This is a genomic window from Mesorhizobium sp. ISC15 (genome assembly GCF_037162615.1).
Lineage (GTDB): Bacteria > Pseudomonadota > Alphaproteobacteria > Rhizobiales > Rhizobiaceae > Mesorhizobium > Mesorhizobium mediterraneum.
Genome location: NZ_JAVSPX010000001.1, coordinates 4,517,828 through 4,544,283 on the forward strand (window position 1 = coordinate 4,517,828; position 26,456 = coordinate 4,544,283).

25 protein-coding genes are annotated in these 26,456 nt (G+C 62.0%); 12 read left to right on the top strand and 13 right to left on the bottom strand.

From position 1 onward, the window contains the following. Nucleotides 1–46 precede the first annotated feature (46 nt). Both RPG13_RS21785 and ssb read right to left on the bottom strand, forming a co-directional pair. A complete protein-coding gene (locus RPG13_RS21785; protein ID WP_292621617.1) occupies nt 47–472 on the bottom strand; it encodes an OsmC family protein in 426 nt (141 codons plus the stop codon). A gap of 126 nt (nt 473–598) precedes the next feature. After that, nucleotides 599–1,120: a single-stranded DNA-binding protein gene (gene ssb / locus RPG13_RS21790; protein ID WP_126106448.1), complete on the bottom strand. Its 522-nt coding sequence runs from the start codon at nt 1,118–1,120 to the stop codon at nt 599–601. 237 nt (nt 1,121–1,357) lie between these two features. On the opposite strand from ssb, the gene RPG13_RS21795 reads away from it, so the two are divergent. From RPG13_RS21795 to RPG13_RS21830, 8 genes are all read left to right on the top strand, one after another. After that, on the top strand, nt 1,358–1,672 hold the full coding sequence (locus tag RPG13_RS21795) for an ArsR/SmtB family transcription factor (RefSeq protein WP_128284517.1): 315 nt from the start codon (nt 1,358–1,360) through the stop codon (nt 1,670–1,672). Next, nucleotides 1,669–2,166 carry an SRPBCC family protein gene (locus RPG13_RS21800; RefSeq protein ID WP_337125979.1) on the top strand — a complete coding sequence of 166 codons (498 nt, stop codon included), beginning with the start codon at nt 1,669–1,671 and terminating at the stop codon, nt 2,164–2,166. The genes RPG13_RS21795 and RPG13_RS21800 overlap by 4 nt, the downstream gene beginning before the upstream one ends. A gap of 21 nt (nt 2,167–2,187) precedes the next feature. After that, nucleotides 2,188–2,793 carry an ATP-dependent Clp protease proteolytic subunit gene (locus RPG13_RS21805; RefSeq protein WP_095485308.1) on the top strand — a complete coding sequence of 202 codons (606 nt, stop codon included), beginning with the start codon at nt 2,188–2,190 and terminating at the stop codon, nt 2,791–2,793. Nucleotides 2,794–2,914: 121 nt separating this feature from the next. Further along, nucleotides 2,915–3,178: a hypothetical protein gene (locus RPG13_RS21810; protein WP_292218034.1), complete on the top strand. Its 264-nt coding sequence runs from the start codon at nt 2,915–2,917 to the stop codon at nt 3,176–3,178. A gap of 827 nt (nt 3,179–4,005) precedes the next feature. Continuing rightward, entirely contained in the window at nt 4,006–6,927 is a 2,922-nt protein-coding gene (gene uvrA / locus RPG13_RS21815; protein WP_337125980.1) for an excinuclease ABC subunit UvrA, read from the top strand. A gap of 37 nt (nt 6,928–6,964) precedes the next feature. Continuing rightward, on the top strand, nt 6,965–7,435 hold the full coding sequence (locus tag RPG13_RS21820) for a GNAT family N-acetyltransferase (RefSeq protein WP_337125981.1): 471 nt from the start codon (nt 6,965–6,967) through the stop codon (nt 7,433–7,435). A 27-nt stretch (nt 7,436–7,462) separates the two neighbouring features. Beyond that, on the top strand, nt 7,463–8,269 hold the full coding sequence (locus tag RPG13_RS21825; protein WP_337125982.1) for a DUF72 domain-containing protein: 807 nt from the start codon (nt 7,463–7,465) through the stop codon (nt 8,267–8,269). Between the two features lie 95 nt (nt 8,270–8,364). Then, a complete protein-coding gene (locus tag RPG13_RS21830) occupies nt 8,365–9,516 on the top strand; it encodes a GGDEF domain-containing protein (protein WP_337125983.1) in 1,152 nt (383 codons plus the stop codon). A gap of 38 nt (nt 9,517–9,554) precedes the next feature. On the opposite strand, the gene RPG13_RS21835 is transcribed toward RPG13_RS21830, so the two are convergent. From RPG13_RS21835 to urtA, 6 genes are all read right to left on the bottom strand, one after another. After that, on the bottom strand, nt 9,555–9,731 hold the full coding sequence (locus RPG13_RS21835; protein ID WP_337125984.1) for a hypothetical protein: 177 nt from the start codon (nt 9,729–9,731) through the stop codon (nt 9,555–9,557). 485 nt (nt 9,732–10,216) lie between these two features. Continuing rightward, nucleotides 10,217–10,912 carry an urea ABC transporter ATP-binding subunit UrtE gene (urtE, locus tag RPG13_RS21840; protein WP_095485572.1) on the bottom strand — a complete coding sequence of 232 codons (696 nt, stop codon included), beginning with the start codon at nt 10,910–10,912 and terminating at the stop codon, nt 10,217–10,219. Between the two features lie 70 nt (nt 10,913–10,982). Beyond that, nucleotides 10,983–11,729, bottom strand: coding sequence for an urea ABC transporter ATP-binding protein UrtD (gene urtD, locus RPG13_RS21845; RefSeq protein WP_095485315.1), 747 nt, complete (start codon nt 11,727–11,729; stop codon nt 10,983–10,985). Nucleotides 11,730–11,732: 3 nt separating this feature from the next. After that, nucleotides 11,733–12,965, bottom strand: a complete 1,233-nt coding sequence (gene urtC / locus RPG13_RS21850; RefSeq protein ID WP_292638129.1) for an urea ABC transporter permease subunit UrtC — start codon at nt 12,963–12,965, stop codon at nt 11,733–11,735. Beyond that, nucleotides 12,962–14,578: an urea ABC transporter permease subunit UrtB gene (urtB, locus tag RPG13_RS21855; RefSeq protein ID WP_292670868.1), complete on the bottom strand. Its 1,617-nt coding sequence runs from the start codon at nt 14,576–14,578 to the stop codon at nt 12,962–12,964. Before urtB ends, urtC begins: the two co-directional genes overlap by 4 nt. Nucleotides 14,579–14,703: 125 nt before the next feature. Next, the gene (urtA, locus tag RPG13_RS21860; RefSeq protein WP_337125985.1) at nt 14,704–16,014 is read right to left on the bottom strand and encodes an urea ABC transporter substrate-binding protein; all 1,311 of its coding nucleotides are present in this window, start codon (nt 16,012–16,014) and stop codon (nt 14,704–14,706) included. A gap of 301 nt (nt 16,015–16,315) precedes the next feature. Here urtA and RPG13_RS21865 point away from each other — a divergent pair, with 301 nt between their 5' ends. Both RPG13_RS21865 and RPG13_RS21870 read left to right on the top strand, forming a co-directional pair. Next, nucleotides 16,316–16,711, top strand: coding sequence for a hypothetical protein (locus RPG13_RS21865; protein WP_095485573.1), 396 nt, complete (start codon nt 16,316–16,318; stop codon nt 16,709–16,711). Nucleotides 16,712–16,830: 119 nt separating this feature from the next. Further along, on the top strand, nt 16,831–18,744 hold the full coding sequence (locus tag RPG13_RS21870; protein WP_337125986.1) for a PhoX family protein: 1,914 nt from the start codon (nt 16,831–16,833) through the stop codon (nt 18,742–18,744). A 72-nt stretch (nt 18,745–18,816) separates the two neighbouring features. Here the strand turns inward: RPG13_RS21870 and RPG13_RS21875 are convergent, their stop codons facing one another. The 3 genes from RPG13_RS21875 to RPG13_RS21885 form a co-directional block, all read right to left on the bottom strand. Continuing rightward, nucleotides 18,817–20,388 carry a GMC family oxidoreductase gene (locus RPG13_RS21875; RefSeq protein WP_126106437.1) on the bottom strand — a complete coding sequence of 524 codons (1,572 nt, stop codon included), beginning with the start codon at nt 20,386–20,388 and terminating at the stop codon, nt 18,817–18,819. Between the two features lie 46 nt (nt 20,389–20,434). Then, nucleotides 20,435–20,965 carry a gluconate 2-dehydrogenase subunit 3 family protein gene (locus RPG13_RS21880; protein WP_128284506.1) on the bottom strand — a complete coding sequence of 177 codons (531 nt, stop codon included), beginning with the start codon at nt 20,963–20,965 and terminating at the stop codon, nt 20,435–20,437. Nucleotides 20,966–21,045: 80 nt separating this feature from the next. After that, entirely contained in the window at nt 21,046–21,441 is a 396-nt protein-coding gene (locus RPG13_RS21885) for a VOC family protein (protein ID WP_128284505.1), read from the bottom strand. Between the two features lie 262 nt (nt 21,442–21,703). Between RPG13_RS21885 and RPG13_RS21890 the strand changes: the two genes are divergently transcribed. Further along, nucleotides 21,704–22,009, top strand: a complete 306-nt coding sequence (locus tag RPG13_RS21890) for a ribbon-helix-helix domain-containing protein (RefSeq protein ID WP_126106434.1) — start codon at nt 21,704–21,706, stop codon at nt 22,007–22,009. On the opposite strand, the gene RPG13_RS21895 is transcribed toward RPG13_RS21890, so the two are convergent. Beyond that, nucleotides 22,006–22,716, bottom strand: coding sequence for a DeoD-type purine-nucleoside phosphorylase (locus RPG13_RS21895; RefSeq protein WP_128284504.1), 711 nt, complete (start codon nt 22,714–22,716; stop codon nt 22,006–22,008). The genes RPG13_RS21890 and RPG13_RS21895 overlap by 4 nt on opposite strands. 84 nt (nt 22,717–22,800) lie before the next feature. Beyond that, on the bottom strand, nt 22,801–25,371 hold the full coding sequence (gene cckA, locus RPG13_RS21900; protein WP_128284503.1) for a cell cycle histidine kinase CckA: 2,571 nt from the start codon (nt 25,369–25,371) through the stop codon (nt 22,801–22,803). 306 nt (nt 25,372–25,677) lie between these two features. Between cckA and RPG13_RS21905 the strand changes: the two genes are divergently transcribed. After that, nucleotides 25,678–26,418, top strand: a complete 741-nt coding sequence (locus tag RPG13_RS21905; protein WP_337125987.1) for a hypothetical protein — start codon at nt 25,678–25,680, stop codon at nt 26,416–26,418. Nucleotides 26,419–26,456: the final 38 nt, after the last annotated feature.

The window sequence follows — 26,456 nt, forward strand, 5'->3', positions numbered from 1 at the left end:
ATTTGTCATACGGGCTTCGTCGTCCAGCTCGCGGGGGCGACGCTATCTATTTCGCCGTCGTATCAATAACTTCGAAGTCGTGGGTGATCTCGGCGGTCTTGGCTACCATCGCCGAAGCCGAGCAGTATTTTTCGATCGAAAGGTTGATCGCCCGCCTCACCTTGTCGGGTGAGAGCGCCCGGCCTTTGACGACGAAATGCATATGGATGCGCGTGAATACTCTGGGATCGGCCTCCGCCCGGTCGGCGTCGAGTTCGACCACGCAGTCTTCGACCGCCTCGCGCCCCTTTTCGAGGATGTGGACCACATCATAGGCCGAGCAGCCGCCGGTGCCGAGCAGAACCAGTTCCATCGGGCTCGGCCCCGGCGTCTTGCCGTCCGGTCCGAACGCGGTCCCCAGCACCACCTTGTGACCGCTGCCGGACTCGCCGACGAAAGTGCGGTCCTCGACCCATTTGACCCGTGCTTTCACCTGATAAGTCCTTTCACCGCGCACTACTCAAACGCACAACGTCCCGAAAACCCAGGAGAGATTTCGGGACGCCAAAGCGTGGCCTCAAGTAGCTAGCGTTGTGGCAGAGCCGTTCGCTCCGAGGGATCAGAACGGGATTTCGTCGTCCAGTTCGCGCGACGAACCGCCGCCACCACCCTTGTTGCCGCCACCGCCGCCGCGATTGAAACTCTCGCCCGGGCCGGACTGCCCGAAATCGGAGCCGCGGCTGCTGCCGCCACCGGCGTAGCTACCGACCTGACCGCCCTCGCCCTGCCCGCGTGCGTCGAGCATCTGCAGCTCGCCGCGGAATTTCTGCAGCACGATTTCGGTGGTGTAGCGGTCATTACCAGTCTGGTCCTGCCATTTGCGCGTCTGCAACTGGCCCTCGACATAAACCTTCGCACCCTTCTTCAGATACTGCTCGGCGACCTTGGCGAGCTGGTCGTTGAAGATGACGACGTTGTGCCACTCGGTCTTTTCCTTGCGCTCGCCGGACGTCTTGTCGCGCCAGCTTTCCGACGTGGCGATGCGGATGTTGACGACCGGCTCACCCGAATTCAAACGGCGGATTTCCGGGTCCGCCCCGAGATTGCCCACCAGAATGACCTTGTTGACGCTACCCGCCATGATACTTCTCCGCGCTCATCCGAAACAAAATTTCTGTCGCTCACCTTATAGGCTGCGGACAATCGCCGCCTGCCACGGCTGCCTTTTCCCACAAGGTTTTTGTTCTCTTTTCGTTCTAGGCTCATCGACCCCCAGTGTCAAGGAATGTCAGCAATCGATGGGGTTCGTCGCGCCATTTCATATGGGCGCGAAAAGATCGCTTGCCAAATCGATAAGTGTAGACTTATGCTTCTTATCATGATCGAAGCAGAGATTTTTCGAGCGCTTTCCGACCCGACGCGCCGTGCTGTCTACGAACGGCTCGCCGCAGGCGAGATGACGGTGTCGGAACTGCGCGGCGGCATGACCGTGTCGCAACCGGCCGTGTCGCAGCATCTCGCGGTATTGCGCGGCGCCGGCCTGGTGGTCGAACGGCGGGCCGGCCGCAACGCCTATTATCGCGCCGATCCGCAAGGGCTTGACCCACTGCTCGGCTGGATCGAGCGCTACCGTGCTTTCTGGCCCGAGCGTATCGAACGGCTCAAGGCGGTTTTGAAGGATATGGATCAATGACGGCAAAACAGCATTCGGACGCGACGGACTCGATCGAGTTCGAGTGCGAGCTTCCAGACCCGCCGGAAAAAGTGTGGCGGGCGCTGACGGTGCCGGACCTGCTCGCGGCCTGGATGATGCCGAACGACATCAAGCCCGAGATCGGCAGCCGCTTTGCCTTTGCCAAGCCGGACGCACCGATCGAGTGCGAAGTCCTCGACGCCGAGCCTGAACGCCTGCTGCGCTACTCCTGGCGGGAGCGGCCGGAGCCTGGCAATGCAGCGGATCCGCTCGCCGGCCCGCTGGATAGCCCAATGGATAGCATTGTCACCTTCACGCTCGACCGCACCGTGTCGGGCGGCACGCATCTGCGCATCGTCCACGATGGATTTGCGCGGGTAGCTACATCTGCGGTTGCGATGGTGGGCGGCGGTTGCCGGCTTTCGCTCAACGCACACAGCACCAAACAGACAGTTGCCGCAAACACGCCTCGCCTGTTCCTGCGCGCGGCCTGAGCCACACAACGGAGAAAAGCGATGAGCGGTTTTGCCAATTTGGTGCCAATGGTGATCGAGCAGTCGAGCCGCGGCGAACGCGCCTTCGACATTTTTTCGCGGCTGCTGCGAGAGCGCATCGTCTTCATCAACGGCCCGATCGACGACAATGTGTCGGCACTGGTCTGTGCTCAGCTCCTTTCGCTGGAATCCGACAATCCCGACAAGGAGATATCCCTCTACATCAATTCGCCGGGCGGCGTGGTGACCAGCGGCTTCGCCATCTACGACACGATGCAGTATATCCGCAGCCCGGTATCCACCGTCTGCATGGGTTTTGCCGCCTCGATGGCCTCGTTCCTGCTGATGGCGGGCACGCCGGGACGGCGCATCGCGCTGCCCAACACCAGCATCGTGCTGCACCAGCCGCTGGGTGGCTTTCAGGGTCAGGCTTCCGATATCCAGCGTCACGCCGAAGGCATCCTGCGCACCAAGAAGCGCATGACCGAACTCTATGCGCATCACTGCGGCCGCACTTACGAGGAGGTCGAACGCACGCTCGACCGCGATTATTTCATGACCGCCGCGGAGGCAAAGACATGGGGCCTTGTCGATCATGTTTTCGATACGCGCAAACAGGCGGCGTGAAGGGGTAGCCGAACACCATGAGAGACAACAGCCAAGCCGTTCGGCAAGTTTGATCGCCACCGGTCTGGCTTCGGGCCATGTGCGGCGATATGGTCGTCCGATGGTCGATAAAGATTCACGCATGCGTTTGAACAGGCTTGTCGTCGGCATCGCTGCCGCGGCGATGACCTCCAGCACGGCGTTCGCCGAAGACAATTCAACGCCTTCGCACAAAGGCACGCTGCCCGGCGTGGCCGACGACTATCGCATCGCCAAGCCGGCTCCCGAGCCCGACGATGCCGTGCCCGGCAACGGTCATTTCAAGATCGGCGATACCGATGTCAGGATTTCCGGCAGCTTAACCTTCGATGTCGGCGCCGGCTCGATCAAGCCCTCCCGGCGATAGGCCATCTGCCTTCATCGCTGCCACAAGGGCAGCCCGTGCGCTTGCGGTCATCTGAAACGAATAGCCCCGCCGTTGCTTCAGCAAAACGGTCGGGGCTTTCTTGGATTTAAAATCCAACTTGCCGGGAATATACTGCCGGCGTTCGATTTCGGATGCTTCGCGGTGTTCAGCCGCTGATCCGACTAGTGGTCTCTGATTTTTATAAGGATCGACAGGTCACGGTTTGTCGGGCGGCGCAAACGCCTGGCCCTGGCACTTATGCCTGCCGCGGCTCCACCGACACGTGGAGCCTCAAGGGACTGTCCGGTGGAGTCATTCCTTCTGCTCTCCTCTTCTGTCCATTGCGACCAGTGTCGTCCGAAGCACATATCGCAAAAGCCTGCGACGTCTAGCAGGCCACCTTGGGGTGGCGAGGCCATCGAAAGACGGCCGGCTTCGGTGACGTTTGGAGTCTGACTCTCTGAGGCTGAGACGTCAACAGTTGGATAGCCGATTACAAAAAATGTGATCGCTTATACGGCAAATCGGAAATCCGCTGCAGTTTTGAGCAGCGCGGCATCGGCCGTGCTGCGTTCGTGAGCTAGCAAACGCGTGGAACTTTAAATCCATCATGATACGGCGGTTTGTGAAGCTGGTTTCATGGGCGCTTTTGTCAGGAGCGTGTTCGGTCTTTGTTCTTTCCGCTTGCTCGCCTGCGCGAAAGACGGTTAAAGGCTTTGGTCGAGAGTTGTGGCGTCTCTCGAAAAGGTGACGAAATTACCTACATAGGGGATGGCCGGGACAACCCGCCATCCCATGAGATTCCAGATCTGAGGCGGCGACCGGCGATGGCCGACCATAAATATCTTTCCATTCGCGGGGCGCGCGAACACAATCTGAAGAATGTCGATCTCGACCTGCCGCGTGACAGCCTGATCGTCATGACCGGCCTGTCGGGGTCCGGCAAGTCGTCGCTCGCCTTCGACACCATCTATGCCGAGGGCCAGCGCCGCTACGTCGAGAGCCTGTCAGCCTATGCCAGGCAATTCCTCGAAATGATGCAGAAGCCGGATGTCGACCAGATCGACGGCCTGTCGCCGGCCATCTCAATCGAGCAGAAGACCACGTCGAAGAACCCGCGTTCGACGGTCGGCACCGTCACCGAGATCTACGACTACATGCGGCTGCTGTTCGCGCGCGTTGGCATTCCCTATTCGCCCGCCACCGGCCTGCCGATCGAAAGCCAGACGGTGTCGCAGATGGTCGACCGCGTGCTGGCGGTCGAGGAAGGCACGCGCCTATTCATCCTGGCGCCGATGGTGCGCGGCCGCAAAGGCGAGTACCGCAAGGAACTGCTGGAGCTACAGAAGAAGGGCTTCCAGCGCGTCAAGGTCGACGGCGTGTTCTACGAAATTGCCGACGTGCCGGCGCTGGACAAGAAGTACAAACATGACCTCGACGTCGTCGTCGATCGCATCGTCGTGCGCGGCGACCTGGCGACGCGGCTTGCGGATTCCATTGAAACCGCGCTGAAGCTCGCCGACGGGCTGGCGGTCGCCGAATTCGCCGACCGGCCGCTCGATGCCAGCCAGACCGGCGAGGATTCGGTCAACAAGTCGAAGAACGAGACGCATGAGCGCATCCTGTTCTCGGAAAAATTCGCTTGCCCGGTATCCGGCTTCACCATTCCCGAGATCGAGCCGAGGCTGTTCTCCTTCAACAACCCGTTCGGAGCCTGCCCGACCTGCGACGGCCTCGGCAGCCAGCGTGCGATCGACGCCAGCCTGATCGTGCCCGACGACAATCTGTCCCTGCGCGCCGGTGCCGTCAGCCCGTGGGCGAAATCGACCTCGCCCTATTACGTGCAGACGCTCGAGGCGCTGGGCAAGGCCTATGGCTTCAAGCTCGGCGACAAGTTCAGGGATCTGACCGAAGAGGCAAAGCAAGCCATCCTGCATGGCACCGGCGAGCGCGAGGTCACCTTCCAGTATGATGATGGCCTGCGCTCCTACAAGACGACCAAGACCTTCGAAGGTGTCATTCCCAATCTGGAGCGGCGCTGGAAGGAAACCGAATCCGCCTGGATGCGCGAGGAGATCGAGCGCTTCATGTCGGCCACGCCTTGCCCGGCCTGCCGCGGCTACCGGCTGAAGCCGGAATCGCTTGCGGTGAAGATCGCCGGAAAGCACATCGGCGAGATTACCGAGCTGTCGATCCGCAAGGCCGACCATTGGTTCACCGAGCTACCCGCCTCGCTCAGCGACAAGCAGAACGAGATCGCGGTGCGCGTGCTCAAGGAGATCCGCGAGCGGCTGCGCTTCCTCAACGATGTCGGGCTCGACTATCTGACGCTGTCGCGTAATTCCGGCACGCTGTCGGGCGGCGAGAGCCAGCGCATTCGGCTGGCCTCGCAGATCGGCTCCGGCCTTACCGGCGTGCTCTACGTGCTGGACGAGCCGTCGATCGGCCTGCATCAGCGCGACAATGCGCGGCTCCTCGACACGCTGAAGCATCTGCGCGACATCGGCAACACGGTGATCGTCGTCGAGCATGACGAAGACGCCATCCTGCATGCCGACTATGTCGTCGATATCGGCCCGGCCGCCGGCATCCATGGCGGCCACATCATCGCCCAGGGAACGCCGCAGCAGATCATGGCAAGCCCCGCCTCGATCACCGGTAAATATCTGTCGGGCGAGCTCGAAGTGGCGGTGCCGGCCGTGCGGCGCGAGGCCAAGAAGAGCCGGCGCCTGAAGATTGTCGGCGCGCGCGGCAACAATCTGAAGAACGTCACCGCCGAAATCCCACTCGGCACCTTCACCGCCGTCACCGGCGTCTCCGGCGGCGGCAAATCGACCTTCCTGATCGAGACCCTGTTCAAGGCGGCGTCTCGCCGCATCATGGGCTCGCGCGAGCATCCGGCCGAGCACGACCGCATCGAGGGCCTCGAATTCCTCGACAAGGTCATCGATATCGACCAATCGCCGATCGGACGGACGCCGCGCTCCAACCCCGCCACCTACACCGGCGCCTTCACGCCAATCCGCGACTGGTTCGCCGGCCTGCCGGAGTCCAAGGCGCGTGGCTATCAGCCCGGCCGCTTCTCGTTCAACGTCAAGGGCGGCCGCTGCGAGGCCTGCCAGGGCGACGGCGTCATCAAGATCGAGATGCATTTCCTGCCGGATGTCTATGTCACCTGCGACGTCTGCCATGGCAAGCGCTATAACAGAGAGACGCTCGACGTCTTATTCAAGGGCAAGTCGATTGCCGACGTGCTCGACATGACGGTCGAGGAGGGCGTCGATTTCTTCGCCGCCGTGCCGGGAGTGCGCGACAAGCTGGAGACGCTAAAACAGGTCGGCCTCGGCTACATCCATGTCGGCCAACAGGCGACGACCCTGTCAGGCGGCGAGGCGCAGCGCATCAAGCTCGCCAAGGAACTGTCGCGCAAGGCGACCGGAAAGACGCTCTACATCCTCGACGAGCCGACCACCGGCCTGCATTTCCACGACGTCGCCAAGCTGCTCGAAGTGCTGCACGAGCTGGTCGACCAGGGCAACACCGTGGTCGTCATCGAGCACAATCTCGAGGTGATCAAGACCGCCGACTGGGTGCTCGATCTAGGCCCCGAAGGCGGCGACGGCGGTGGCGAGCTGGTGGCATCCGGCACGCCGGAGGACATCGTCCGCGAGAAGCGCAGCTACACCGGCCAGTTCCTGCGGGAATTGCTGGAACGGCGCCCCGGAGGCAAGCGCGAGGCGGCGGAGTGAATGAGGACTGGCTGGCGGCGTTTGGAAGAACCTTCAAATGAAGATCAGAAGAGCGCTTGCCGGTGATCTTGATGCTGTCGTTGAACTGAACACCGCTGCCTACGCGCCCTACACTGCGTTGCTGGGCGCGCCGCCGATCCCGGTGACAGAGGACTATGCGCCGCGGATCGAACGCGGCGAAGTCTGGTTGCTGGAAAGCGATGATGAGACGGCCGGACTGCTGGTTCTCGAACGGCATGCAGATCACGCAATGATCTTCTCCGTCGCCGTCGCGCCTGCCTCCCAAGGCAAGGGTTTCGGCATCTCGCTGCTCAATCACGCGGACGAACAGACACGGCTGCAGGGCTTGCCCGAGGTGCGGCTCTACACCAACGCCAGGATGGAACGGAACATCGCGCTCTACAAAGAGTATGGCTTTCACGAAACGGGTCGTCGGCCCAATCCATACCGGCCAGGATGGACGATCGTCGACATGGCGAAGACTGTCGAAACGATCGCTACGGCCTGATCCATTTCAAAACTCGGGAGGACGACAATGACCCAATCAGGAAAAATCCGCGCCGGCATGGGCGGCTGGACCTTCGAGCCGTGGGACACGTCCTTTTATCCGGACAAGCTGTCCAAGGCGAAGCAGCTCCACTACGCAACCCGGCAGGTGCCGAGCATCGAGGTCAACGGCACCTATTATTCGAGCTTCAAGGAGCCGACCTTCGTCAAATGGGCTGGTGAGGCGCCGGATGGCTTCGTCTATTCACTGAAAGGCAACCGCTTCGTCACCAACCGCCGTGTGCTCGGCGAGGCCGGCGAGTCCATGATGCGCTTCCTGGGGTCGGGCGTCGCCGCGCTCGGCGACAAACTCGGGCCGATCCTGTGGCAATTCGCGCCAACCAAAAAATTCGACCCGGACGATTTCGAGGCCTTCCTCAAGCTTTTGCCTGAAAAGCAGGACGGCGTGGCCCTGCGCCATGCGGTGGAGGTGCGCAACGACAGCTTCATCGTGCCGGAATTCGCCGCGCTGCTGCGCAAATACAAGGTCGCGATCGTCTACGCCGACCACGCCAAATATCCTGGGATCGCCGATGTCACCGGCGATTTCATCTATGCCCGGTTGCAGACCGGCAGCGACGACAATCCCGACTGCTACACGCCAAAGGCGCTCGACGAATGGGCGGCGCGCGCAAAAACCTGGGCGGGAGGCAAGGTGCCGGCCGACCTATCGCGCGCCGATCCGTCGATCGACGCACCGGTAAAGCCGCGCGATGTGTTCGTCTACTTCATCACCGAAGGCAAGGTCCGTGCGCCGTTCGGCGCCATGGCGCTGATGAAGCGCGTCACAGGCTGACGGCCTCGATTGTGACATCTTCACCACCATCGTAACCTTATCGATACCTCCTTGCTGCATGAATCCGCGGAGCTAGGGCAGCCGCGGGTTAGGGCATGTCACTTGACTACCACTCACTTCTGCTGGCTGTCGGTTTTTCCGCCGCCTGCCTGAGCCTGACGTTGTTCGGCATCTGGCTGACAGCACGAACCGAAAAGTTTCTGCTGACATGGGCGATCAGCGCTTTGTTGGTCGTCGGCGATGTTTTTATCTACCAGGATTATATCGAGGCGCCGGGACGCATACTCGGCATTGCGACGTTCGCGCTGCTCCTTGTAGGGTTCTCGACCATGCTGGGTGCCGCCTACCAGTTCAGGTCAGGCCGATCGCCGATCCCGCTGACGGTTCTCGGCAGCTGCATCACGCTTGCCCTGGCGCTGCCGCCGATGGCGCTCGGATATGACGGGCTCGGCTTCATGTTCGAAAATCTCCTTGCCGCCTTGCTTCTGTTTGCAACGGCCTATCAGTACTGGATCGGGCGCACCGAAGCCCCTGTCCCGATCATCGGCCTCGCCGTGCTCTACTCGGCCACCGGCGTTTCCTTTGTGCTGTGCGCCGTGGCTCTTGCGTGGGATGGGAAGCTTGTCCTCGGACATGCGCCGAGCAACTGGGCCGAAGATCTGAGCCTCGTCATTGTCATCGCCAGCATGACCGGCATCGGTGCCCTTTCGCTGGCGCTCAACCAGGGCCGTCTGGCCCGACATCACCGTTTGGATGCGCTGACCGATCCGCTGACCGGCCTGCTCAATCGCCGCGCCCTGTTCGATCTCAATGGCGGCGCCCCAATTGGGGCCTTCACGGCGGTGGTCGTGTTCGACCTCGACGGCTTCAAGGCCATCAATGACGAATTCGGCCACGCCACGGGCGATCAGGTGCTGAAGGTGTTCGCCAAGGAACTCGTCGAGAACCTTCGCCCGACCGATGTCGCCGCGCGCATGGGCGGAGAGGAATTCGCGCTGGTTCTGAAGCGCACCCTGCCCGAAGCGGTGGAGTTCACCGCCGAGCGTATACGCACCGCCTTCGCCGCGCGTGTCATCGAGACCGAAACCCGTCACCTGACATGCACCGTCAGCGCCGGATACGCTTTCGGCAGCAAGGACGGCATGAGCTTCGACAAGGTGCTCAGCGCCGCCGACAAGGCGCTCTATGCTGCCAAGCGCGGCGGTCGCAACCGCGTCGCGGCCTCAACCTTCCGACGCGCGAGCTAGCCGCTTGGCGGCACGGGCAGCCGCCCCTCCGCCAGCTCTTATGCCGCCATGACGACCTCGTTGTAGGCATCGAGATCGACGTAAAAGACCTTGGTGATCTCCGCAATCAGCTCGTCGTGATCATATCCCTGCGATCTCAGAATGTTGATGGCGGTCATGATGTCAACGCGCTCGGTGAGCCGTCGTTTCTGGTAGTCCTCGACATAACGTTCCATCGGCTGTCCCGGGCCCAAGTGCCCCAAAATGCATTGAACAACGATCAGATCGCAGGAAGAGGGTTGCTTGCATGGAACATGCCAGCTGAGCCCGCGCCTCACCTTGATCTGTCAACGAGACTGATACGGAAAGCGGCCGACTCAACAAGGCCAAGTAAAGCCTAGCATGCAATCTTCGGCGCGCTAGAGTTGCAAACGATGTGATTGAAGAAAATCTCGTAGGCCTTTGTGATTTCGTCATCCTTGGGCGTAGCGACGCGAAGCGGAGCGAAGACCCAAGGATCCATGCCGAAACTTCCGAGCGTCACAACGGCACAGAATCCAGGATGGTGTGCGCCGGAAAAACGGCTTCTGTTCTTGACCGCTGCATTCTTTGACCGACGGCGCGGTATGGATCCTGGGGTCTGCGCCGCGTCGCTTCGCTCCTTGCTTCGCCCTAGGATGACGACGGGAGAGATGTTTCGGCTAATCCTGGAGGTTTGCAACTAGACGGTCAGGAACTTGCGGACGTCCGCGCGGTCGAGATCCTCGGCCGGGCCGGTGTGGACGATCAAGCCGCGATCCATGATGTTGACCTCGTCCGCCAGTTCACGGCAGAAATCGAGGTACTGTTCGACCAGCAGCACGGCGATGCCTGCCTGGTCGCGCAGATAGCGGATGGCGCGGCCGATATCCTTGATGATCGACGGCTGGATACCTTCGGTCGGCTCATCGAGCACCAGCAGCTTCGGCCGCATCACCAGCGCCCTGCCGATGGCAAGCTGCTGCTGCTGGCCGCCGGAAAGGTCACCGCCCCGGCGGCCGAGCATCTGCTTCAGCACCGGGAACAATTCGAAGATGTGGCCGGGAATGTTGCGATCGGCGCGCTTCAATGGCGCAAAGCCCGATTCGAGGTTTTCCCGCACAGTGAGCAGCGGGAAGATCTCCCTGCCCTGCGGCACGAATGCGATGCCCGACCGGGCGCGATCATACGCCGCGCTCCGGTCGAGCGCCTTCCCCTCGAAGGCAACACTTCCGCTCGTCAGCCGGTGGTGGCCGACGATCGATCTCATCAAACTGGTTTTGCCGACGCCGTTGCGGCCGAGCACGCAGGTGATCTTGCCAGCGCCGGCCTTGAGCGAGACGCCGCGCAGCGCCTGGGCGGCACCGTAGTGAAGCGTGGCGTTGGAGACTTCGAGCATGGTCAGCGCTTTCTCCAACGCCTGAAGAACGAAAGGTCGAAATGATGAAACGGAACGCGCCAGACCATGATCATCTCCCCAGGTAGACTTCGACGACACGCTCGTCGGCCGAAACGAAATCGAGCGAGCCTTCGGAAAGGACCGAGCCTTCGTGCAGGCAAGTGACCTTGACGCCGAGCTCGCGCACGAAATGCATGTCGTGCTCGACGACGATGACCGAATGGTCGCGCGCGATATCCTTGAGCAGCCGCGCGGTCTCCTCGGTCTCGGCGTCGGTCATGCCGGCGACCGGTTCGTCGACCAGCAGCAGCTTCGGATCCTGCGCCAGCAGCATGCCGATCTCGAGCCATTGCTTTTGTCCATGGCTGAGATTGGCGGCGATTTCGTCGCGCTTGTCGCCAAGCCGGATGATGCCGAGGATGTCGTCGATCTGCCGCACTTCCGCGGCCGAGCGGCGATGGAACAGTGCCGGGAAGATCGAGCGTGGGCCTTTCAGCGCCAGCATCAGGTTCTCCTCGATCGTATGGCTTTCGAAGACGGTCGGCTTCTGGAATTTCCTGCCGATGCCCATCATGGCGATCTCGGCCTCGTCATGTTTCGTCAGGTCGACCTCGCCGTCGAAATAGACCTCGCCCGCGTCGGGCCGCGTCTTGCCGGTGACGATGTCCATCATCGTGGTTTTGCCGGCACCGTTGGGACCGATGATCGCGCGCATTTCGCCCTTGTCGAGCACCAGCGACAAATTGTTGATGGCGCGAAAGCCGTCGAAGGAAACCGAGACGCCGTCGAGATAGAGGATGGTGTTGCTCTTCGACATCGCTCACTCCGCCGGCTGCGGTTCGGGGCTGGATGCAGACCAGTCGCCAGGCGTTCTCGCGGCACTGCGAACGATCTTCGGCGGCGCCGGGACGTCAGGATCGGTGCCGGCTTCCTCGGCGATCGAGGCCGCGCGCAGCGCCTTGGCATTGCCGCGCCAGGAATCCCACATGCCGATAATGCCCTTGGGCAGGAACAGCGTGACGGCGACAAACAGTCCGCCCAGCGCAAACAGCCAGAACTCCGGCAGCACGCCGGTGAACCAGGATTTGCCGGCATTGACCACGAGTGCGCCGATGATCGGCCCGACGATGGTGCCGCGCCCGCCGACGGCCGCCCACACTACGACCTCGATCGAATTGGACGGTTCGAACTCGCCCGGATTGATGATGCCGACCTGCGGCACGTAGAGCGCACCGGCAATGCCGGCCATGACAGCTGACACGGTGAAGGCGAACAGTTTGACGTTCTCCGCCCGCCAGCCGAGAAAGCGCGTGCGGCTCTCGGCGTCGCGCACCGCCATCAGCAGCTTGCCGTATTTTGAACCGACGATTGCCCAGGTGACGTAGACGGCGAGCGCGAGCGTGACGGCGCTGGCCGCGAACAATGCCGAGCGTGTTGCATCGGCCTGCACGTTGAAGCCCAGAATATCCTTGAAATCGGTCAGGCCGTTGTTGCCGCCGAAACCCATGTCGTTGCGGAAAAACGCAAGCAGCAGCGCATAGGTCATCGCCTGGGTGATGATCGACAGATAGACGCCGGTGACGCGGCTGCGGAAGGCGAACCAGCCGAAGACGAAGGCGAGCAGGCCGGGCACCGCAAGCACCATGATCGCGGCAAACCAGAAATGGTCGAAACCGTACCAGAACCATGGCAATTCCTTGTAGTTCAGGAACACCATGAAATCCGGCAGCAGCGGATTGCCGTAGACGCCGCGCGAGCCGATCTGGCGCATCAGATACATGCCCATCGCATAGCCGCCGAGCGCGAAGAAGGCGCCGTGGCCGAGCGAGAGGATGCCGCAATAGCCCCAGACGAGATCGAGCGCCAAGGCGAGCAGCGCGTAGCAGAGATATTTCCCGGTAAGCGCGACGATATAGGACGGCACGTAGAACGCACTTGTCGGCGAGACCGCAAGATTGAGCAGCGGCACGACGATGGCGACCGTCAGCAGGATGAAGATCGTGATGGCGATGCGGCGGTCGGCGCCAGCAGCGAAGAAGCGTCCCGTGATCATGCTTCCACCGATCTGCCCTTCAGCGCGAACAGGCCGCGCGGGCGTTTCTGGATGAACAGGATGATGAGGACCAGGACGACGATCTTGCCAAGGACTGCACCGGCATATGGTTCGAGGAACTTGTTGACGATGCCGAGCGAGAAGGCGCCGACCAGCGTGCCCCAGAGATTGCCGACGCCGCCGAAGACGACGACCATGAAGCTGTCGATGATGTAGCCGCGGCCGAGATTGGGCGAGACATTGTCGATCTGGCTGAGCGCGACGCCGGCAATGCCAGCTATGCCGGACCCCAATGCAAAGGTCAGCGCGTCAACCCATGGCGTCCTGATGCCCATCGACGCGGCCATGCGGCGGTTGGCGGTGACGGCGCGCATCTGCAGACCCCAGGGCGTGCGCTTCATCACATAGAGCAGCACCGCGAACACGCCGAGCGAGAATACCAGTATCCAGAGCCGGTTCCAGGTCACGGCAAGCTGGCCGATATCGAATGATCCGGACATCCATGACGGATTGCCGACCTCCTGGTTCGTCGGCCCGAAGATGGTGCGCACGGCCTGCTGCAGGATCAGCGAAACGCCCCATGTCGCCAGCAGCGTCTCCAGCGGCCGGCCGTAGAGGAAACGGATGACGCCGCGTTCGATGGCAAGGCCGACGAGCGCCGCGACGAGGAAGGCGAGCGGCAGTGCGATGGCCAGCGACCAGTCGAACAGGCCGGGAAAGGAATTGCGGATCACTTCCTGCACGACAAAGGTCGTGTAGGCGCCGAGCATCACCATTTCGCCATGCGCCATGTTGATGACACCCATGACGCCGAAGGTGATGGCAAGGCCAATCGCTGCCAGCAGCAGCACCGACCCCAGCGAAATGCCGTACCAGATGTTCTGGCCAGCATCCCACAGCGCCAGCGTCGAATTGATGTTGGCGATCGCCGCCGTCGCCGCGTCCTTGACCGCGCCCTCGGAATTGGCCTCGACGGAGGTGAGCAGGGACAGCGCGTCGCGGTCGCCGCGCGCGCCGATCAGGGCGATCGCCGCCAGCTTGTCGGCCTCCGGCCTGTCCGACACCAGAACGGATGCGGCGCGGGCCTGTTCGAGCAGCGCTTTGACGCTTGCCACGGTTTCGCTGGCGATTGCGGCATCGAGTGGCTCGATATTTGTGGCATCGGGCGTCTTGAACATGGTGTCAGCGGCAGCGATGCGCGCAGCCGGGTCTTTCGCGCCAAGCGTCAGCGTGCCCAAAGCATCGCGGACGGCGCGGCGCAGCGTATTGTTGACCTTGATCTTGGTGATCTCGCCCTTGGCCGCATCGCCGGACTTTTCACCGCTCAGCGGGTCGAGCAGCTCAACGCTACCGCCACCTTCCTTACCGATGAAAACCTGCGAATCGGTCTTGCGGACGTAAAGATCGCCCTCCGCAAGCGCGCCAAGCGGGCGCTCGACGGCGGTATCACCGGTGGCCGCGAGCTCGCGCACGACAGCTTCGATCGCCGAAAAATTCGAGGCAGTGGCGAATTTGGCGATGATGGCACGCAGATCCGCTTCGGCAGCATTCGACGGCGACAGCATCCCCAGGAGGAGCAGCAGCGTCAGCCCAATTGCGCGGATGAAGGTCATCGGTTTCTGGAGGCTCTCGAAGGGTTGAAATTCGCGTCCGGGCGGACTCGAGGAGAGGAGGAGCTCGCCCGGACGCTTCGCGGTCTAGGTCGTGGAGAAATCCACGACCGTCAGACCCGGGAGGATCAGTTGGTTCCCTTGCCGCCGCACTTGCCGGTAGCGACATTGAAGTTGCCGCAGGACAGAGGCGCGCGCCAATCGGAGATCAGGTCCTTGGAATCAGGCAGGTAGTCGGACCACTCGTCGCCCATCACCAGGCCGGGCGTCTGCGAGACGGTCTCGAACTGGCCGTCGGCCTGGATTTCGCCGATCAGCACCGGCTTGGTGATGTGGTGGTTCGGCATCATGGTCGAATAACCACCGGTCAGGTTCGGCACCGAGACGCCGACCACGGCGTCGATGACTTTGTCAGGATCAGTGGTGCCGGCCTTCTCGACAGCCTTCACCCACATGTTGAAGCCGACATAGTGGGCTTCCATCGGGTCGTTGGTGGTGCGCTTGTCGTTCTTGATGAACTTGTGCCAGTCGGCAATGAACTTCGCATTCTCCGGCGTGTCGATGCTCTGGAAGTAATTCCAGGCGGCGAGATGGCCGACGAGCGGCGTGGTGTCGAGACCGGCAAGCTCTTCCTCGCCGACCGAGAAGGCCATGACCGGGATATCCTCGGCCTTGATGCCCTGGTTGCCGAGTTCCTTGTAGAACGGCACGTTGGCGTCGCCATTGACGGTCGAGACGACGGCGGTCTTCTTGCCGGCCGAGCCGAACTTCTTGATCGCCGAGACCTCGGTCTGCCAATCGGAGAAGCCGAACGGCGTGTAGTTGACCATGATGTCTTCGGCGGCGACGCCCTTGGCCTTCAGATAGGCTTCGAGGATCTTGTTGGTGGTGCGCGGATAGACGTAGTCGGTGCCTTCAAGCACCCAGCGCTTCACCGAACCGCCATCCTCGCTCATCAGGTAGTCGACGGCCGGAATGGCCTGCTGGTTCGGCGCCGCACCGGTGTAGAACACGTTGCGCTCACTCTCCTCGCCCTCATACTGGACGGGATAGAACAGGATGTTGTCGAGCTCGCTGAACACCGGCAGCACCGACTTGCGCGACACTGACGTCCAGCAACCGAACACCGCCGCGACCTTGTCCTTGGAGATCAGCTCGCGCGCCTTTTCGGCGAACAGCGGCCAGTTGGAAGCCGGATCGACGACGACCGCTTCGAGTTTCTTGCCAAGCAGGCCGCCCTTTGCATTCTGCTCTTCGATGAGCATCAGCATGGCGTCCTTCAGCGTCGTCTCCGAAATCGCCATGGTCCCCGACAGCGAATGGAGAATGCCCACCTTGATCGTGTCGTCAGCCGCTCTGGCGGGGACGCTCATCAGCAGGCCGGCCGTGACCACGCCTGCCGAAAACATTTTTGTTATTGTCGAGAAACTGCCCCACATATTTCAAACTCCCAAGCTGGTTGATCGCATCGCAAACAGACCATGCAACGGCTGTGCCAACCGCGGGAGCAAAATTGACCGGGCTGAGATTTCCTAGCTCTATCAGCCGGTTAATATATTAGCCGCCAAAGATGAGCGCCGCCGCCGGGGTTCTGCTTGAGAAAAAATGACCCGCCGCCGCCTAAATTTTGCTCACATGCCAACTAATGCACTTTTTTTGAGCAACGACACATCGACGATTGCGAACCGTTGCAGCGCTGCAGGAAAATGGGGCAAGTTCGATCTTCAAAAGAGCGACGTCATGGCCCCCAGGATTTCCCGTATTTTCAGCATAGTGCTCCTGGCTGCGGCCACCGGCGGCGCACACGCCGACTTCACCGACGGCAAATTGCCCGACGGCACCTATCACTGCGAAGTCTATCTGCTTGGCATGTTCCTTAGCCTTGGCGATATCACCATCAAAGGAAACGTCTATAGCGGCCCGGTGACCTTCGGGACCGCTCCGCAGGCTTACAATTATCAGATGAATGCAAACGGCGAGATCACCTGGCTGGGCCCGTTGGGCGGCTACACGACCGGCGGCAACTCGATCTCGCTTACGCAAGCCACCCTGGACGGCCAAACCAGCCCATCCTTCGACATCATCATGAAGCAGCCTGACGGCGCCTTCACCGCCTCGACCTGCACGAAGCGTTGAGCGACGGCTCGGGGCCGCCGACCCGTTACCAAGAAGTATTTCCTCTCATGTCATCCGGGTGTTGCCGAAGCAGCATAGCAGCGCTGCGCCGTCACCATCCACCCAGAGAGGCAGACATCATGGCCAACTCCCCGTCATCACCCTCCCCTGTCATTCGCGACGTCATTGCCGCCCGCGTCTCACGCCGTGGTCTGCTGAAGGGCGGTCTTGCATCCGGCGCGTTGATTGCCGGCGGCAGTTTCGTCGGCTCGCTGTTTGCCGGCGAAACGCATGCAGCTGCCGCGCTCTCGACACTGGGCTTTCCCGAGCTGAAGCGCGTCTACGATAAGACCCATGCCGCCGCCGAAGGGTACGAGACCACGATCGTGGCACGCTGGGGCGACGCGCTCGCAACCGGCCTGCCGGATTTCGATGGCAACAAGGTCGCCGCCGACGAGCAGGAGAAGCGCTTCGGCTACAATTGCGACTACATCGCCTTCATGCCGCTGCCGAAAGGCTCGGTCAATTCCGACCACGGCCTGCTCTGCGTCAACAACGAGTACATTTCTCCCAATGTGATGTTTCCCGGCATGACCGAGGACGATGCCGGCAAGGCGATGACCAAGGAACAGGTCGATCTCGGCATGGCCGCGATGGGCCATTCGATCGTCGAGATTGTCCTGAAAGACGGCAAGTGGGCGACGGTCGAGGACAGCCCGCTCAACCGCCGCATCACGGCCAACACCGAAATGACCGTATCCGGTCCCGCCGCCGGCCACGCGCTGATGAAAACCTCGGCGGATGCAACCGGCACCAAGGTTCTTGGCACCAGCTACAATTGCGGCGGCGGTGTCACCCCATGGGGCACCGTGCTGACATGCGAGGAAGGCGTCTCCGATATTTTCGGTGGCGATCCGAAAAAGACACCCATTGCCGACATCCTCGATCGCTACGCTTTCGACGGCTCCGACTTCTATGGTCGCGCCCGTTTCCATGACCGGTTCAACCTCGACAAGGAACCGAACGAGGCAAACCGTTTCGATTGGGTGGTCGAGATCGATCCCTATGAGCCGACTTCGAAGCCGGTAAAGCGCACCGCACTCGGCCGCATGTCGCACGAAGCCTCCACCGTCGTCGTCAACAAGGACGGCCGCGTTGCCGTCTACATGGGCGACGACGACTATTTCGAATACATGTATCGCTTCGTCTCGAACAAGGCCTACGATCCGGCGAACCCGGCCTCCGGCAAGGACCTCCTCGATGACGGCGCGCTGTCGGTGGCGCGTTTCGATGCCGACGGCACGATGACCTGGCTGCCGCTCGTCCACGGCCAGAGCAAGCTCACAGCCGAAAACGGCTTTGCCAATCAGGCCGAGGTGCTGCTGAAAACACGGCTGGCCGCCGATGCGCTGGGCGCTACGCCGATGGACCGCCCCGAAGACATCGAGACCAATCCAGTCACCGGCCGCGTCTATGCGGTGATGACCAAGAACAAGAAACGCGACCAGTCGAAGGTCAACCCGGCGAACACGCGGCCGGAAAACCTCTGGGGCCATATCGTCGAGCTGATCCCGCCCGGCGGCCGTGGTGCCGAGGCCGACCATACGGCCGAAAAATACGAATGGGACCTGTTCGTGCTATGCGGCAATCCCAAGGAGGCCGCGGTCGGCGCGACCTTCCATGCCGACACGTCGGAGGATGGCTGGTTCGTATGCCCCGACAACATCACCTTCGACCCGGCCGGGCGGCTCTGGGTCGGGACCGATGGCGCCAACGACTTCGATCTGCCGGACGGTGTCTACGGCATCGACACCGAAGGTCCGGCGCGCGGCCTGCCAAAACTGCTTTTCACCTGCCCACAGGGTGCCGAGGCGACCGGCCCCTGCTTCACGCCAGATGGCACGACGCTGTTCCTGTCGGTCCAGCACCCGGCCGAGGACGCCGAGACGCTCGACAAGGCCGCGACGCTGTGGCCCGACTTCAAGGACGGCCAGCCGCCGCGGCCCGCAGTGGTCGCCATCCGCCGCAAGGATGGCAGGCCGGTCGGCGCGTAGCTCTGGCGCCGACAAAAAGAGGCGCGGAACCGTGCGAGGCTCCGCGCCAGCAGGCAGCCGGGAGGGCTACGGCTAGATGCTCTTAGCCGACATCTGTTCAGCGATATAATCGGCCTGACGGATCGCCAGCGACACGATCGTCAATGTCGGATTTTCAGCACCGCCGGTGGTGAACTGGCTGCCGTCCGACACGAACAGGTTCTTGATGTCGTGCGCCTGGCCATGCTTGTTGACGACCCCGTCGGCCGCCTTTTCGCTCATCCGGTTGGTGCCGAGATTGTGGGTCGACGGATAGGGCGGCGTCGGGAAGGTCCGCGTCGCCCCGACCGCCGCGTACAGCGCCGAGCCCTGTTTGTAGGCGTGGTTGCGCATCGCGGTGTCGTTGGCATGGTCGTCAAAATGGACATCCGCCACCGGCATGCCGTGCTCGTCCTTGATATCGGCATGCAGAGTGATGCGGTTTTCCTCGCGTGGCATGTCTTCGCCGACGATCCACATGCCGGCCATATGGTCGTAGTGGTCGAGCGCCGTGGTGAAGGAACGCCCCCAGCCGCCGGGATCGAGGAAGGCGGCCATGAACGGCAGGCCGAGCGACAGCGTCTCGAGCTCGTAGCCGCCAACGAAGCCGCGCGAGGGATCGTTGCGGGCCTCGTCGCGAATGATACCGGCCATGGTGGTGCCGCGATACATATGCACCGGCTTGTCGAAGATGCCGTAGACCGAGCCCGTGGTGTGGCGCATGTAGTTCTTGCCGACCTGTCCCGACGAATTGGCAAGGCCGTCGGGAAACTGGCTCGATGCTGAATTGAGCAGCAGCCGTGGGCTCTCGATCGAATTTCCGGCGACGGCGACGATGCGGGCCTTCTGTTCCTGAAGCTTGCCATCCTTGTCGGCATAGACGACGCCGGTCACCTTGCCTGACGCATCGTGGTTGATCTTGATAGCCATGGCATTTGGCCTGACCTCGAGATGGCCGGTCGCCTCGCCCTTCGGGATTTCGGTATACAGAGTCGACCACTTGGCGCCCCATTTGCAGCCCTGGAAGCAGAAGCCGGTCTGCTGGCAAGCATTGCGGTCGTCGCGCGGCTCGGAGTTGATCGCCATCCGGCCGGTGTGGCACTCCTTGTAGCCGAGCTTGTCGGCGCCGGCCTTCATCACCTTGAAGTTGTTGTTGCCGGGAAGGCCTGGGATGTTGTTGGTGAGTGTCACGCCGAGCTTGTCTTCGGCCTTTGCGTAGTAGGGTTCAAGATCGGCAAGCGTGATCGGCCAGTCGAGCAGGTTGGCGCCATCCAGCTTTCCGTAGGTCGAGAGCGTCTTGAATTCGTGCTCCTGTAAGCGCAGCGAGGCGCCTGCCCAGTGCGTGGTCGAACCGCCGACCGACTTGACGATCCAGGCCGGCAAGTTTGGAAAATCCTTCGCCACCCGCCAGTCGCCCGAGGTCGTGCGCTTGTCCGTCCAGGCGAGCTGAGCGAATGAATCCCACTCGTCGTTGATGAAATCCTCGTATTCGTGGCGGCCGCCCGCCTCCAGGATGACGACATCGATGCCCTTCTGGGCGAGCTCGTTGCCGAGCGTGCCGCCGCCGGCGCCCGAGCCGATGATGACGACCACGCCATCGTTCTTAAGATCAAATGGTGCTGCCATGGTTTCCTCCCACGATGTCTGTTGTGTGCGGTTGCGACGAGAGGGCTCAGAGCCACTCGATGTCGTCGAAACCGCGCGCCATGTAGCCGCCCTTGGAGTAGGACTCGCCTTCGTAGCCAAAAATCGGCCAGACCTCCTTCTGGTTGTAGAGGCCGACGACAAGTCCGCCGCGGACCGTCTGGAAGAACGGCGTGTCCTCGATCTCTCTCAGCACAGCAACGCGCTGCTCCTCCCAGCCGAGGCCGGTGTAGCCGTCCTTGCCAGACTTCAAGTCGAGATCAGCGATGCCCTTTTCGATGAGATCCTTGTGGGCCGGATCTTTGCCGGCCTGCTCATCGTGGGCCTTGACGGCGATTGCGTAATACTTGTCAGGCACTTGATCGTGCGGGTAGATGTCGCGCGCCATCTGGATCAGGGTCGCCAGGGTTTCAGGCTTGAGCGCCGATGTCTCAAGGCCCCAGGCATGTTGCGGGCTGATGACGGCGCTGCCTGAAATGACCAGCAATGCGCCGACACCGCCGCGTTTCAGCAGCTCGCGGCGCGACAGCCCGGGCTTGCTTTCGTAAATCGTGACCATTTCTTCCTCCCTTGCTTGCTATTTGCACCGTGAAGGTGCCGTGGCTGGCGCCGCGCAGGTCGGCGCGGCCGCGATGTCTCCTATTTGAACCGGCCCCGACGCTGCAGGACCTCGATCTTGTAGCCGTCGGGATCCTCGATGAAGAAGAAGCGCGCGAGCAGCGCTCCGTCGCGGTTGAACTCGACGATCTTTTTCGGGTTCAGGCCAAGCGCGCCAAGCCGGTCGTGTTCGCTGTCCAGATCGATGACCGAAACCGCGAGATGGCCGTAGCCGTCACCGAGCGCATAAGGCTCTTCACGGCCCTTGTTGACGGTGAGCTCGAGCTCGAGCTCCGCCTCGGCATTGCTCAGATAGACGAGCGTGAAAGTATCGAAATCGAGCCGTTCGGCGACATCCATCCCAAAGGCTTTCCAGTAGAAATCGACGGACCGGGCCTCTTCCAGAACCCGGATCATGGTGTGGATTGCCTTCGCCAAATGACACTCCCTTGCAGCAGCGCCATATGCGCGTCGGAATGATTATGCGCGCGTTTCGGCAAAGATGGTGGCAGCCGATTACCACGCGCTAATCTAACGACCGCGTGGCATACTGCTTAAGGACGAAAGTCCGATTGCTGTTTTCCGCTTTCCAGCTGAAGATAATTGGTCACGATAGGCACTGCTCAAAGGCGCGAATCACTGCTGATTGCGCCCAAAAATCAACAAGAATGGCCAAAGCCAACAAGAAGGGAGGTAACCGATGTGCAGGGTTTTTGCCGGGCAGGATCCGGAGGGCTATCGACAGATCAACCGATCGATCCGTATCGACGGGCACTCGACCAGCATCCAGCTCGAGGCGACGTTCTGGGCTTTGCTCGACGAGATCGCCGACAGCCAGGGTCTGACGACCCCGAAATTCATCTCGAAGCTCTATGACGAGGCTATCGAGATCAACGGCCAGATTCCGAACTTCGCGTCGATGTTGCGCACGACCTGTGCTCTCTATCTGAAAGGCCATCGGCCAGGCATCGAAGAACACACGACGCCTAAGCGGCAAGCAGCTTAGCTGTCGGCTGCAACATCGAGCGCCAGCCGGGTCATGTCAGTGAAAAGCGCCTGGCGCTCGGAATAGTCGGTTTGCTCGCCGGTCACCACATTGTCGACGACGGTCAGCAATGACAGCGCCCGGGCGCCGAAATGCGCCGCGATGCGATAGAGCGCGCTGGTCTCCATATCCACCGCGAGCGCGCCTTCAGCCTGCACCTCGGCAAAGCGGGTCCGTCCCTGGGGATGATAGAATATGTCGCTGCAGGCCGTCAGCCCGGCCTGATGCTCGATGTCGAGTTCGGCAGCCTTGGCCAAGGCGCGGACGAATAGTGCCGGATCGGGGGCGGCAACATCGTTGTAGAGCCCGAAAACCTGACCGCTCTCTGCACTCTCACCTCGTACCGACTGCGAGATCACCAGGCTGCGCAGTTTCAGCCCGGCGGTCAGAGCGCCACAGGTACCGGTGCGGATCAGCGTCCTGACGCCGTAGAAATCGAGCAGCTCATGCACGTAGATCAGGAATGACGGGACACCGATGCCCGTTGCCTGGATGCTGACGGGCTTACCGCGAAACAGGCCGGTAAAGCCGAGGGCCTCCCTGCGACGGTTGACGCAGCGCGGCGCCTCCAGAAAGGTTTCCGCCATCCATTCGGCGCGCTGCGGATCGCCTGGCAACAGCACTGTTGCGGCGTAATCACCCTTGCCTGCCTCGTTGTGCGGCGTCACGGCATGCTCCCCAAAACCCGCCGTCCGTTTCACCCGCAATCATGGCAGCCTCGCGTCATTACGCAAGTGCGAGATTAGCAAACCCTAAGATTCAAGCACATCCTTCACGATTGTGGCCAGTTGCTTGAGCGAAAACGGCTTCGGCAGGAAACCGAAATGCGCGTCTGCCGGCAGGTTTTTGGCGAACGCATCCTCGGCGTAGCCAGAAACGAAGACGAATTTGATGTCCGGTTGCCGCTTGCGCAATTCGCCAAGCAGCGTCGGCCCGTCCATTTCAGGCATCACCACGTCGGAAACGACGATGTCGACCTTGCCGCCAAGCGCCTCGAAGACTTCCAGCGCCTCGACGCCCGAGGACGCTTCGTGGACAGTGTAGCCGCGCGACGTCAACGCTCGCATGCCGCCCATGCGCACGGCATCCTCGTCCTCGACGAGCAGCACCGTGGCCGAGCCCGACAAATCCTTGGCTGCGTCGGCGATCTTTGCCGGCGCAGCCGGCGCCTCGCCGGGTTCGCCTGCCTTTCTCGCCTCTGCAATGTAGCGCGGCAAGAAGATGCGGAACACGGATCCCTTGCCGACTTCGGAATCGCAGAAGATGAAGCCGCCCGTCTGCTTGATGATGCCGTAGACCATGGACAGGCCGAGGCCGGTGCCCTTGCCGACCTCCTTGGTGGTGAAGAAAGGTTCGAAAATCTTCTTGAGCACTTCGGGGGCGATGCCGCTGCCGGTGTCTTCGACTTCGACCACGACATAGTCGGCCGGCGCAAGCTCTCGGTAGGAAAGGCTCCTGCTCTCCTCGGTGGTCACGTTCCGGGTGCGCACGGTGAGGTCGCCGCCGGCCGGCATCGCATCGCGCGCATTGACCGCCAGATTGACCACCACCTGCTCGAACTGCCCGATATCGACCTTCACCGGCCACAGGTCGCGGCCATGATCGACCTTCAGCTTGATGTCGTTGCCGACCAGGCGGGCCAGCAGCATCCGGAGATCGGCAAGCACATCGGTCAGGTTGAGCACCTCCGGCCGCAGCGTCTGCTTGCGTGAGAAGGCCAGAAGCTGCCGCACCAGCGACGCCGCCCGGTTGGCATTCTGCTTGATGTTCATGATGTCCGGGAAGGACGGGTCCGACGGGCGGTGGTTGGTCAACAAAAGGTCCGACGCCATGATGATGGCGGTCAGCACATTGTTGAAGTCGTGGGCAATGCCGCCGGCAAGCTGGCCGACCGCCTGCATCTTCTGGCTTTGCGCCATCTGGCCCTCGAGCGCCTTCTGCTCGGTGGTTTCGACGGCGTAGACGATGGCCGATTCTTCGGCGCCCTCGCTGGTGCCGTCGGCAACCGCGTTGACGTAGAAGCGCATGTGCCGCTCCTCATTGCCGGGCAGCAGCGTATCGATCGGTTCGATGTCGGCCTGCCGTTGTCGCGCCTTTTCAAACGCCACGGCAAAGGCGGGCCGGTCGCGCTCATGGATCACCGTGTCCAGCCGCACGCGCCGATCGACCGCGTCCCCATCGACGACCGAGGAAAACAGCGACAGGAAAGGCGCGTTGGTGCGCAAGATGCGCCCGCCGTTGTCGACAGCCGCTATTGCCATCGGCGTCGAATTGAAGAAGCGGGTGAAGCGGATCTCCGAGGCGCGAAGATCGGCGGAAGCGTCCTCGCCTTGCGTCCGGTTGAGCACGATGGTGCGCGTCGGACCGTTGACGCCCTCGCGGCTGGCCGACACCCGATGCATGAAACGCACGGGCAGCGCCTCGCCCTTCACTGTCGTCAGATCGAGATCGATGACCGCGTTGCGCGTGGTGCCGGGATCGGCCTTGACCGAGCGGACCAGCGCCATGCCGTCGCCGGCGACGATCTCCGGAAGCGTGACGGCACCGGGCGTGAAGCTCGTCAGGTCGATGCCCAGCCACTCCGCAAGCGTGGCATTGATGTAAGTGACGCGCCCTTCCTGGTCGGCCGAAAAGAAGCCGGCCGGCGCATGGTCGAGATGGTCGATAGCCTTTTGCAGGTCGAGGAAGAACCGCTCCTGCTCGGCCCGTTCTTCCGAGATGTCGGCGAGTTGCCAGGCGAGCAAAGGCAGCCGCTGGCCCGGGACGCTGAAGGCGCGGGCGCGGGCGCGATACCAGCGCGCGCCCGGCTCGGCGCCGGGTCGAATGGATTGAGCAAGCCGAAACTCCCCGTCGCCGGGCTGGCCGTCGCGCAGGCCGGAGGCGAGCCGGTATATGGTCACCGAGGCCTCGGGAACATCGGACAGCAACCCTTCGACCGTCTTGAGATCCGCCGCCGACGCCGCGCCCGTCATGTCGGCATAGGCCCGATTGGCGTAAACGACACGCCCTTTGGTGTCGGTGACGAGAAGACCTTGCGACATTGAATCGACGAAGGCTTTCGACAGCTCGTCGCTCGTCGAGCGCGGTGTGATCTGCACGAAGCCGATGGCGGTGGCGAACAGGAAGCCGACGCCGATCATCGCCAGCACACCAAGCATTCCAAGCAGGAATGGATCGCCAAGACGCTCGCGGAAAAGGCCGAAGACGATCGCGGCGCCCGTCAAGACAACGATGAAGATGATGAGCCGGGTTACCGCACCCGGTCGCGTGTTCTGGTCGACGATCGGTACCGGATAGAAATCGCCGCGCGCTTCCTTGGCCATGTGCCCCCTGCTCGTGAATTCCGGTACTTGCCCCTGCCCGGTTGAATCACATTCTCAAGGTCCGGAAAAGGCCTTGGCGGCAAATGTCCGCTAAAAATGAGGCCGTTCGGCGCCCGGTGTGGTGAATTCGAAATTCGCGTCACCTTGCTGCAGCGCCAGGCGAATTTTCGGATTCGTCACACCAGCAACTTGCTGAAAATCCAGTGTGGTGTTTCAAGCTGTTCACGAAGCATGAAAGGCAACTTGCAGTGGCCTGCCGCAACAGTTTAGTGTCGCGTCTTCTTCGAAAGACGATTGGGGGCACCAATGCTGCAGTGGCTGGATAGCGTGGCGGGTCCTGGTTATGCCGCGGCGATCCTGTGGACGCTTGTCGCGCTTGTCCTTTTGGTCATCATTCTCCTTGTCATCAAGCTGATCCGCAATCTGACCTTCGGAACATTCGTCGCCGGCGGCAGGAACCGCAAGACACGATTGGCCGTCATGGACGCCACCGCTGTCGACAGTCACCGCCGGTTGGTGCTGGTGCGCCGCGACGATATCGAGCACCTGCTGCTGATCGGAGGTCCGACCGACGTCGTCGTCGAACGCGACATCAGGCTGTCGGCGCTGCGCCGTCCTGCACTGACCGGAGATGGCGGCGGCCATCAGCTGGCACCGCGGCCGCCAGCCCCTCAACCCGCTCCTGCGCCAGTGAGGCAAGCACCGCCTCCGCAGCCGGTAAGCGCGGCCCCAACGCCTGTCCGGCCCTATCAGACGGCGCAGGCGCCGAAGCCAGCAGCGCAAAGCCATCAGTCGGCGACCATCACGCCGCTGCCCGCCTACGGATCGGCGAACGCCAATGCCGTTCGACACGCGCCATCGCCGGCAAGACAGGATTCCCCGGCAAGGCAGGATTCTATCGACGATACGTTGATGAGGGAACTCGAGGTCTCGCTTGACGAGCCACAGCCCGCCAAGCCGGAGAGTAAGCCGGCGGCAAAGGTTCCGCCGTCTCTCGATGACGAGATGACGAAGCTTCTCGGCGAGCTCTCCAGCCAGAAACGGTAACCGGCCAGGAACCGGCCCAGCGAATAGCCAACAAAAAT